The following is an 8,352-nucleotide window of genomic DNA, read 5'->3' on the forward strand; positions in this document are numbered from 1 at the left end:
GAGGACGTGACCGGCGGCGCCGCCGACGCGGGCGACGCGGGCGACGCGGGCGACGCCGACCCGGCGGGCTCGGCCGACCGCTCCGCCGTCGATCCCGCCGTCGATCCCGCCGGCTCCGAGGGCTCGCCGCGGATGCCCGCGGCGGGCTGCTGCGCGGGTGCGCCGGCCGCCGGTTCCTCGCTCTCGTGGGCGCCGTGCGCCGCACCGGCGACACCCGCGGCCGCGACCCCGGCGACACCGGCGGCCACCGCGGTACCGGCTGCGGAGCCGCCCTCGCCCGACGGGGCGTCGTGACGGCCCTCGGCGCCGGCACGACCCTCGTCATCGGTGACGCTGCGTGACGAAGATTCACTGGACCGGGTGGCGTCCGGGACAGCGCCGGACGGTCGCCCGGCTGAGCCGGACGGTTCGACCCGGGGCATCACGGACGTGGCCTCCGGGTCGGGTCCGGAGCCCGGACGAGCCGGGCCGGAGTCCGAGGAGGACTGTCCACGGTCCACCCCGGCCTGCGGCGGGGCCGCACGCCCGGGCGCGCCCTGCCCGACCACCGGGATCACCTCGGTGACCGGCTCGATGTCACGCCGGGTCGGCTGCGGGCCGCCCTGGGGTGCGGGGGCGGCGCCGGCCGCCTGCTGCGACTCCGCGCCGGCCTTCACGGCCGAGCGACGCTGCAGCCAGTCGACCAGCAGGGCCACCGCGGCCGCGACGGACACGGCCACGGAGATCCACGCCCACAGGACGCTGCCCGAGAGCAGCGCCACCACCAGCAGGCCGAAGGCGATCAGGACCAGAACGAGAACCAGCAGCAGCACTGTTCACCCCGTGTACGGCGGGCGGCGGCGCGAGAGCCGCGCTGCCGCCCGCCAGTCGGTCGGACGACGGTCCGGGCCGTCAGCTTCCGGCGTCCGCGCGCTGGCCGTAGCCGCTGGCGGCGTACCCGCCGTTGGCGTTGGACCGGGCGGCGTCCGACGGCGCGGCCGAGCCCCGGCCCTCCAGGTCGCGCAGCTGCGACTCCAGGTAGGTCTTGAGCCGGGTGCGGTACTCGCGCTCGAAGGTGCGCAGCTCGTCGATCTTCTTCTCCAGCACGCCCTTGTCGCGCGTGATGGTGCCGATGATCTCCGTCTGCTTGCGCTCGGCCTCGCTGACCAGCGACGACGCCTTGTCGCGCGACTGCCGCTCGAGGGTCTCGGCGCGGGTGCGCGCGTCGTTGAGCATCGTCTCGGCGCGGGCGCGCGCGTCGTTCACCAGGCCGTCGGACTTGGTGCGGGCCTCGCTGAGCAGCTGCTCCGACTTGGCGCGGGCGTCCGACAGCATCGCGTCGGCCTCGTTCTTGGCCTCGGCGGTCAGCCGGTCGGCCATCTCCTGGGCCAGGCCCAGGACCTTGGCGGCCTGGACGTGGTGGTCCCCGCCCGCGCCGTCGCCGTCGCCCATCGGGCCCATGCCGCGCTGCGGCTCGACCGGGCGCGGCGGCTGCGGGGGCTCCACGGGCCGGATCTGCTGCGTGGGCGGCGGGCCGGCCTGGACGCCCATCCCGCCCTGCGGGCGCGACCGCGCCTCCTCCAGGTCGGCCTCGGCGTTGCCGAGCCGCTGCTCGAGCTGGGAGACCTGCTCGCGCAGGTCCTCGTTCTCCTCGATCAGTCGGGCCAGCTCGGCCTCGACCAGGTCGAGGAACGCGTCGACCTCGTCCTCGTTGTACCCCCGCTTACCGATCGGGGGCTTGCTGAACGCGACGTTGTGAACGTCGGCGGGCGTCAGCGGCATCGGATCACCTCATGCAGTCCTCGGCGGCAAACCGGCTGGCGGGTGACTGGGGCTCACGCCACCGCCGGTCTGGCAATGCTCATCAGTATGAACACCACCAGCAGCAGAACCATAATCGAGAGGTCCAGCCCGACGCCCCCGATCCGGACGACGGGGATCACTCTCCGCAACAACTTCACCGGCGGGTCGGTGACGCTGAACACCACCTCGAGGGCCGCGGCGGGACGCCCGGCCGGTACCCACTCGCGCGCGAAGGAGTGCACGAGCTCGACCACGATCCGGGCGACGAGCAGGAGCCAGAAGAAGAACAGGATGTAGTAGACGACGAACTGGACGGCGATCGGCACGCCCTAATCCTGTCGGAAGAGACCCCGCTCTGCGAGCCTGCGGGCGTCGTCGGCGGAGACCTCGACGTCGGCCGGCGTCAGGAGGAACACACGGCTGGTCACCTTGTCGATCGAGCCGCGCAGCGCGAACGCCAGGCCCGCGGCGAAGTCCACCAGGCGGCGGGCCGCGGCCTCGTCGAGGTCGGTCAGGTTGATGATGACCGGGACCCCGTCGCGGTACCGCTCGCCGATCGTGCGGGCCTCGGTGAAGCTGCTGGGCTGCAGCGTCGTGATGCGGGCCAGGGCGGCCGCGCCGCGGTCCCGCTGCTCGGGCACCGCGGAGGTCGCGGGGGGCGTCGCGACCGGCGCGGGCGGCTCCGGGGCGGAGCGCAGCACGGGCTCCTCGCGGTCGACGGCGAGGGCGCCGCGGGTCGCCGGCGACGCGGCCGACAGCCCGCCCGGGGTCCCCCCGCCCACCCCGGCCGGGGTGCGCACGGGCTCGCGGGGCACGCGCGCCGGACGGACGGCCTCGCGCGCCGACCGGCGGCTCCAGTCGTCCGCGGGGCGCTCGTCGTGGACCGACTCGTACCCGGGATAGCCGTCCCGGGCGCCCGGCGCGTCGTCGAAGCGGTCGTCCGGATCCGACCAACGGTCGGCGCGCGCGGCGCGGGGCGCCCGGCGCGGGTCGGCGAAGGCGTCGGGATCGTCGGCGTAGTCCATCTCCTCGGCGGGCACCATGCCGAAGTAGGCCTTGAGCCGGTACATCGCACTCATCCGTGCTCCCAATCCTCGACGCCCCCGATGCCGGTCCGCCCCCGCGGACCGGGCAGTCACGGGGAGGTTAACGTCCGGTCCCCCACAAGGGCCGTTCCGACACGCGCGACCGTCGATCCGTGACGGATCGCCACCTCCAGGTCCGCGCTCATCCCGGCCGACAGCACGGTCGCGCCGGGGTGCGCGGACCGCACCCGCCTACCCGCCGCCTCGATCGCGGCAAACGCCTCCTCGACGTCCGCACCCAGCGGGGCGACGCTCATCAGTCCTCTGAGGACGAGCCCGGAGGCGTCCGCCACCTGGTCCGCGAGGGCGAGCAGGCCCTCGTCGGGCACGCCGCCACGGTCCGGGTCGCCGTCCACGCTGTACTGGACCAGCACCGGCAGCGGTTCCGTCCGCACTCCCTCGTCGAGCGCGCGGAGCACCGCCTTGTCCAGGGCGGCGGCCAGCCGGGAGGAGTCCACGCTCTCGACCCGTGTCACCCACGGGACCACCAGCCTGGCCTTGTTCCGCTGCAGCCCGCCGACGAAGTGCCACCGCACCGTCGCCGTGGGCCGCAGGGCCCGCAGCTCCTCGACCTTGGCGGCCGCCTCCTGGGCGCGGTTCTCGCCGAACGCGACGAGCCCGAGGTCGACCAGGGCCGCGACGTCCGCCGCGGGGATCGTCTTGGTGACGGCGAGCAGCTCGACCTCGTCCGGGTCGCGCCCGGCCGCGGCACAGGCCTCGGCGATGCGGGCGCGCACCTCGCCGAGGCGGCGCTCGAGCTCGGCGCGCCGTTCCGGGGAGGCCTCCTGGGTCACCGGGCGAACCTTACGGAACGTCACGCGGGGCACCCGCGAGCCGAAGGGGTGGTGTCGCGAGCGTCACGCAACCGTGATGTCGCCCGGACGTCCACAAGGGGCGCGCTCAGGCGCGGTCGTCGAGCCAGATCACCCCGGCGAGCCGACCGGTCCGCCGGTCGCGCCGGTGGCTGAACAGGACCGGTTCCTCGACCGTGCAGCGCGGGTCCACCCCGATCCCGGTCACACCGAGGTCCGTGAGCTGGCGGTAGAGGCCGGCCCGGACGTCGACCGAGGGCGTGCCCCGCCGGGTCGTCGCGGCGCTGCCGGGCAGCGCGGCCTCGACCTCCGCCCGCATCTCCGCGGGCACCTCGTAGCAGAGCCCGCAGACCGCGGGGCCGAGCAGCACCTCGATGTCCTCGACGGCGGCACCCAGCTCCTGCATGGCCGCCACGGTCGCGGGCACGACGCCCGCGGCGGCGCCCACCCGTCCGGCGTGCGCGGCGCCGACGACGCCGGCCTTCGGGTCCGAGAGCAGAACGGGGGTGCAGTCGGCCGCGAGCACGGCGAGCCCGATCCCGGGAACGGCGGTGACGGCCGCGTCCGTCCCCGGCACGTCGGGAGCGCTGCGCCGCGGCGGCTCGGTGACGGTCGCGACGCGGGTGCCGTGCACCTGGCCCAGGAACACGGTGCCGCGCAGGCCGAGCTCGCGGGTGAGCCGGTAGCGGTTGGCGTCGACGGCGGCGGGGTCGTCGCCCACCGAGCGGGACAGGTTGAAGCTGTCGAAGGGCGCCGCGGACCGGCCCCCGGCCCTCGTGGTCACGACCCTGCGGACCCGCGCGCGCCGCGCCGTCTCACTCACGCCCCGACCCTATCCGCGGCCGCCCTCACCCCCTGTCCCACCGCATCGCGAAGGCCCGAGCCGCCGGTTCGACGCTCTCCCGCGGTGGGCGGCAGCGCTGTCGAGGCGGAGGCGGTGCGGTAGGCCCGCGCCACACCCGGCCGGACCCCGGACACCCGCGCGGCCCTGCTCCCACACCCGGCCGAGCGCCGCACACCCGCGCGGCCCTGCTCCCACACCCGGCCGAGCCCCGCACACCCGCGCGGCCCTGCTCCCACACCCGCCCGAGCGCCGCACACCCGCGGCCCTGCTCCTACACCCGGGCGAGCGCCGCGCACCTGCACGGACCTGCTCCCACACCGGCCGAGCGCCGCACACCTGCACGGACCTGCTCCTACACCCGCCAGGGGTGTGGCACACCCGGTCGACGGGGTGTGAGCGGCTCGGGCGGGTGTGTCAGCGCTTGGGCAGCCGGCGTCCGCGCTGCCCGCGCCGGGGACGAGCACTTGCGCGGAGGCCAGGGTGCCGAGCCCGGCGAGTCCCTCCGCGGGTCGCACAACCACCGGAGCGCGGCACACCCCGTCGACAGGGTGTGGCAGCGACCTTGCGGGTGTGCGGCTGCACCACGAGGGGTGTGCCGCGGCGCGACAGGTCGTCGGCTCGGACAGCTTGGCTGCGTCGGATGTCCGCGGCGAAGCCGTCACGTCGAGCCGGACCTCGGCCGACCGCACAACCGGCCGGACGCGCCACACCCGGTCGACCAGGTGTGCCAGCGACCTCGCGGATGCGCCGCCCCGTCACGACGGGTGTGCCACCGCGCCACGAGGTGTGGCGGCGATCCCGCGGGGCGCGGCTGCAGCACGAGGGGCGTGCCCGCGGCTCGCCGCGCCGGCGGGGCTCCGACGGCCTGGCTCGCGCGGATCCTGCCGCCGGAGCCGATCGCTCGAGCAGGACGACCAGCCCGCCGCACAACCGGCCGGACGCGCCACACCCGGTCGACCAGGTGTGCCAGCGACCTCGCGGATGCGCCGCCCCGTCACGACGGGTGTGCCACCGCGCTACGGGGTGTGCAGCGACCTCGTGGATGCATCGCGGCGTCACGACAGGTGTGCCGCGGTCCGGCGGGTGCGCGCCCGCCGAGTGCGCACCCGCCGGGTGAACGCTCGCCGGGTGAACGCTCGTCGGGTGCGCGTTCGTCGGGTGCGCGTTCGACGGGTGCGCGTTCGACGGGTGCGCGTTCGTCGGGTGCGCGTTCGTCGGGTGCGCGTTCGTCGGGTGCGCGTCCGACGGGTGCGCGCTCGGCGGTCTGTCGGCACGGCCTCGACCGCCCTCGTCCGGGAGCGGGGCGCGACCGCGAGACAGTCGCGTCCCGGCTCGGAGAGCGTGGGTCAGCGGCGCATGAAGGGCGGGACGTCGACGTCGTCGTCGATCTCGCTTCGGGTCTCCGGGGCCGGGGAGGCGGCGGAGGCCGAGGGGGCGTTCGGCGCGGGCGGCGCCTGCTCCCCGTGCGACGGCGGGGTGGCCCCGTTGCCCGGCTCCCCCACCGGCCCGCCCAGCTCCGTCATGGCCGGGTTCTGCCGGGCCTCGGGCTGGCGGGGCGCCGGCGGCGAGTAGGGCGCCACGGGCGGCAGCGTGCCGCTCTGGTTCGCCCCGGCGCCGAAGGCCGTCGAGGAGTGCCCCGCGTGCCCGACGTGCCCCGCGTGCCCGACGCCCGGCCCCGGGGCCGGGGGTGCCGGCGGGGCCGGCGGCGCGGGCGGTGCGGCCGAGGGCGCGGGAGCGGGGTCGGCGGAGCGGAAGGCCGAGGGCTCCAGCTTCTTGTGCGTGGGCGTGCCGCCCTCGAACCCGGCCGCTATCACCGTGATCCGCACCTCGTCGCCGAGGGAGTCGTCGATGACCGTGCCGAAGATGATGTTGGCCTCGGGGTGCGCGGCCTCCTGCACCAGGGACGCGGCCTCGTTGATCTCGAACAGGCCGAGGTCCGAGCCGCCCGCGATCGACAGCAGCACGCCCTGGGCGCCGTCCATCGACGCCTCCAGCAGCGGCGAGTTGATCGCCTTGCCGGCGGCCTGCACGGCCCTGCCCTCCCCCCTGGCCGACCCGATGCCCATCAGGGCGGAACCGGCGCCGGACATGACCGACTTGACGTCGGCGAAGTCCAGGTTGATCAGGCCGGGGGTGGTGATCAGGTTGGTGATGCCCTGGACACCGGAGAGCAGGACCTCGTCGGCGGAGCGGAAGGCGTCCATCAGGGAGACGCCGACGTCGCCGAGCTGCAGCAGCCGGTCGTTCGGGATCACGATCAGGGTGTCGCACTCGTTGCGGAGCTGGGTGATCCCGTCCTCCGCCTGGCCGGCGCGCCGGCGGCCCTCGAAGGTGAAGGGCCGGGTGACAACGCCGATGGTGAGCGCGCCGAGCTTGCGGGCGATCGACGCGACGACCGGCGCGCCGCCGGTGCCGGTCCCGCCGCCCTCGCCGGCGGTCACGAAGACCATGTCGGCCCCCTTGAGGACCTCCTCGATCTCCTCGCGGTGGTCCTCGGCGGCCTTGCGGCCCACGTCCGGGTTGGCGCCCGCGCCGAGGCCCCGGGTCAGCTCGCGCCCGATGTCGAGCTTCACGTCCGCGTCGGACATGAGCAGGGCCTGCGCGTCGGTGTTCACCGCGATGAACTCGACGCCCTTGAGGCCGACCTCGATCATGCGGTTGACGGCGTTGACGCCGCCACCACCGATGCCGACCACCTTGATCACGGCCAGGTAGTTGTGCGGGGGCGTCATGCGCGGCACCTCTCGGTCGCTCGGGTCCGGGTCAGCTCCGTCCAGCAGGTCTGTCCGGGCCGTTCGCGGTCGAACGCTAGGTCCGAGGAGGGGGCCCGGTCCAGCAGGCGCGCCGCGCGTCGGCAACACCTCGATGGTGTGGCGCTGACCATCCGTGACCTGCTCGTGACCCAGCGTCCATGCGGCCCCACGGACAGCCGTCCGCTACCCCGGACGGAGCAGCTCAGCACTCAGGAACGGCAGGTCAGCGTGTGACGGTCGGGAGCTCGGGACTCGAGACGTCGTAGACCGAGCCCTCCTGGGTCAGCAGCGGCACGAGCACCGCGATCTTGCGGTCCGCGCGGTCCGTGGAGCCGAACAGCACCTGCCGCTCCCCCAGCCCCAGGCGGACGGTGGGCTCGGTGGCCGCGTTGTCGACGTCGATCGTGGTCACCTGCCCGCGCAGGTCCGGCGGCAGGGCCTGCAGGACGGCGAGGGCCGCCTTCGTCGACGGGTCGTCCGGCCCGACGGCGCCGAAGCCGAGCATCGGCAGGGCGGGCGGCACCTCCGGCGCCTTCTGGTAGGCGACGCCGGTGGCGTCGACGAGCGTGACGCCCTGCGGGGTCCGGGCCAGCGCCACCGCCGTCCGCTCGACGACGGCGATCTCCACGCTGTGCGGCCAGCCCCGGCTGACCTGCACGGACGCGACCCCCGGCAGCCCCGCGACCCGCCGGGCCACGGCCTTGGTGTCCACCTCGATGAGCGGGACCCCGGTCTCCACCGCCGCAACGCCCAGCACCGCCTCGCGGGGGACGGTGAGCGTGCCCGTCACCTCGACGGTCTCCACCTCGGCGAGCCCGGAGCGGGCGAGCAGCAGCCAGGAGCCCGCGCCCAGCCCGGCGAGCAGCAGGAGCACGATCAGGGTCAGCGCCACCCGCCGCCGGATCCGGAACCGCCGCTCGACGGGCCGGGCCCGCTTCAGCGCGGCCTTGCGCGCCGCCTTGCCGGCCTTCCGGTCCGCCTTCCGGGCCCGCTTCTCCTCCACCCGGCGCTGCTGCGGCAGCAGCCGCCCGCGCTGCGCCGCCCGCTCCGCGCGGATGCGGCGGGCGCGCTCGGCG

7 protein-coding genes and 1 pseudogene are annotated in these 8,352 nt (G+C 75.7%); all 8 read right to left on the reverse strand.

Annotated elements, in window-relative coordinates:
• Positions 1-812: pseudogene (locus ACFQH9_RS16750) on the reverse strand (hypothetical protein); the annotation flags it as partial.
• A gap of 79 nt (positions 813-891) precedes the next feature.
• Positions 892-1,761, reverse strand: a complete 870-nt coding sequence (gene wag31 / locus ACFQH9_RS16755; RefSeq protein WP_379567061.1) for a DivIVA-like cell division protein Wag31 — start codon at positions 1,759-1,761, stop codon at positions 892-894.
• Between the two features lie 53 nt (positions 1,762-1,814).
• Positions 1,815-2,108, reverse strand: a complete 294-nt coding sequence (locus ACFQH9_RS16760; RefSeq protein WP_379567062.1) for a YggT family protein — start codon at positions 2,106-2,108, stop codon at positions 1,815-1,817.
• A gap of 3 nt (positions 2,109-2,111) precedes the next feature.
• Positions 2,112-2,861: a cell division protein SepF gene (locus tag ACFQH9_RS16765; protein WP_379567063.1), complete on the reverse strand. Its 750-nt coding sequence runs from the start codon at positions 2,859-2,861 to the stop codon at positions 2,112-2,114.
• A gap of 56 nt (positions 2,862-2,917) precedes the next feature.
• Complete coding sequence (locus tag ACFQH9_RS16770) at positions 2,918-3,661, reverse strand: YggS family pyridoxal phosphate-dependent enzyme (RefSeq protein WP_379567064.1); 744 nt, start codon at positions 3,659-3,661, stop codon at positions 2,918-2,920.
• A gap of 106 nt (positions 3,662-3,767) precedes the next feature.
• The gene (gene pgeF, locus ACFQH9_RS16775) at positions 3,768-4,502 is read right to left on the reverse strand and encodes a peptidoglycan editing factor PgeF (protein ID WP_379567065.1); all 735 of its coding nucleotides are present in this window, start codon (positions 4,500-4,502) and stop codon (positions 3,768-3,770) included.
• 1,367 nt (positions 4,503-5,869) lie between these two features.
• Positions 5,870-7,255, reverse strand: coding sequence for a cell division protein FtsZ (gene ftsZ, locus ACFQH9_RS16780; protein ID WP_379567066.1), 1,386 nt, complete (start codon positions 7,253-7,255; stop codon positions 5,870-5,872).
• A 244-nt stretch (positions 7,256-7,499) separates the two neighbouring features.
• The coding region (locus ACFQH9_RS16785) for a cell division protein FtsQ/DivIB (RefSeq protein WP_379567067.1) at positions 7,500-8,352 on the reverse strand (853 nt) is incomplete at its 5' end.

Origin of the sequence: Pseudonocardia lutea (genome assembly GCF_042658055.1) — a bacterium.
Lineage (GTDB): Bacteria > Actinomycetota > Actinomycetes > Mycobacteriales > Pseudonocardiaceae > Pseudonocardia > Pseudonocardia lutea.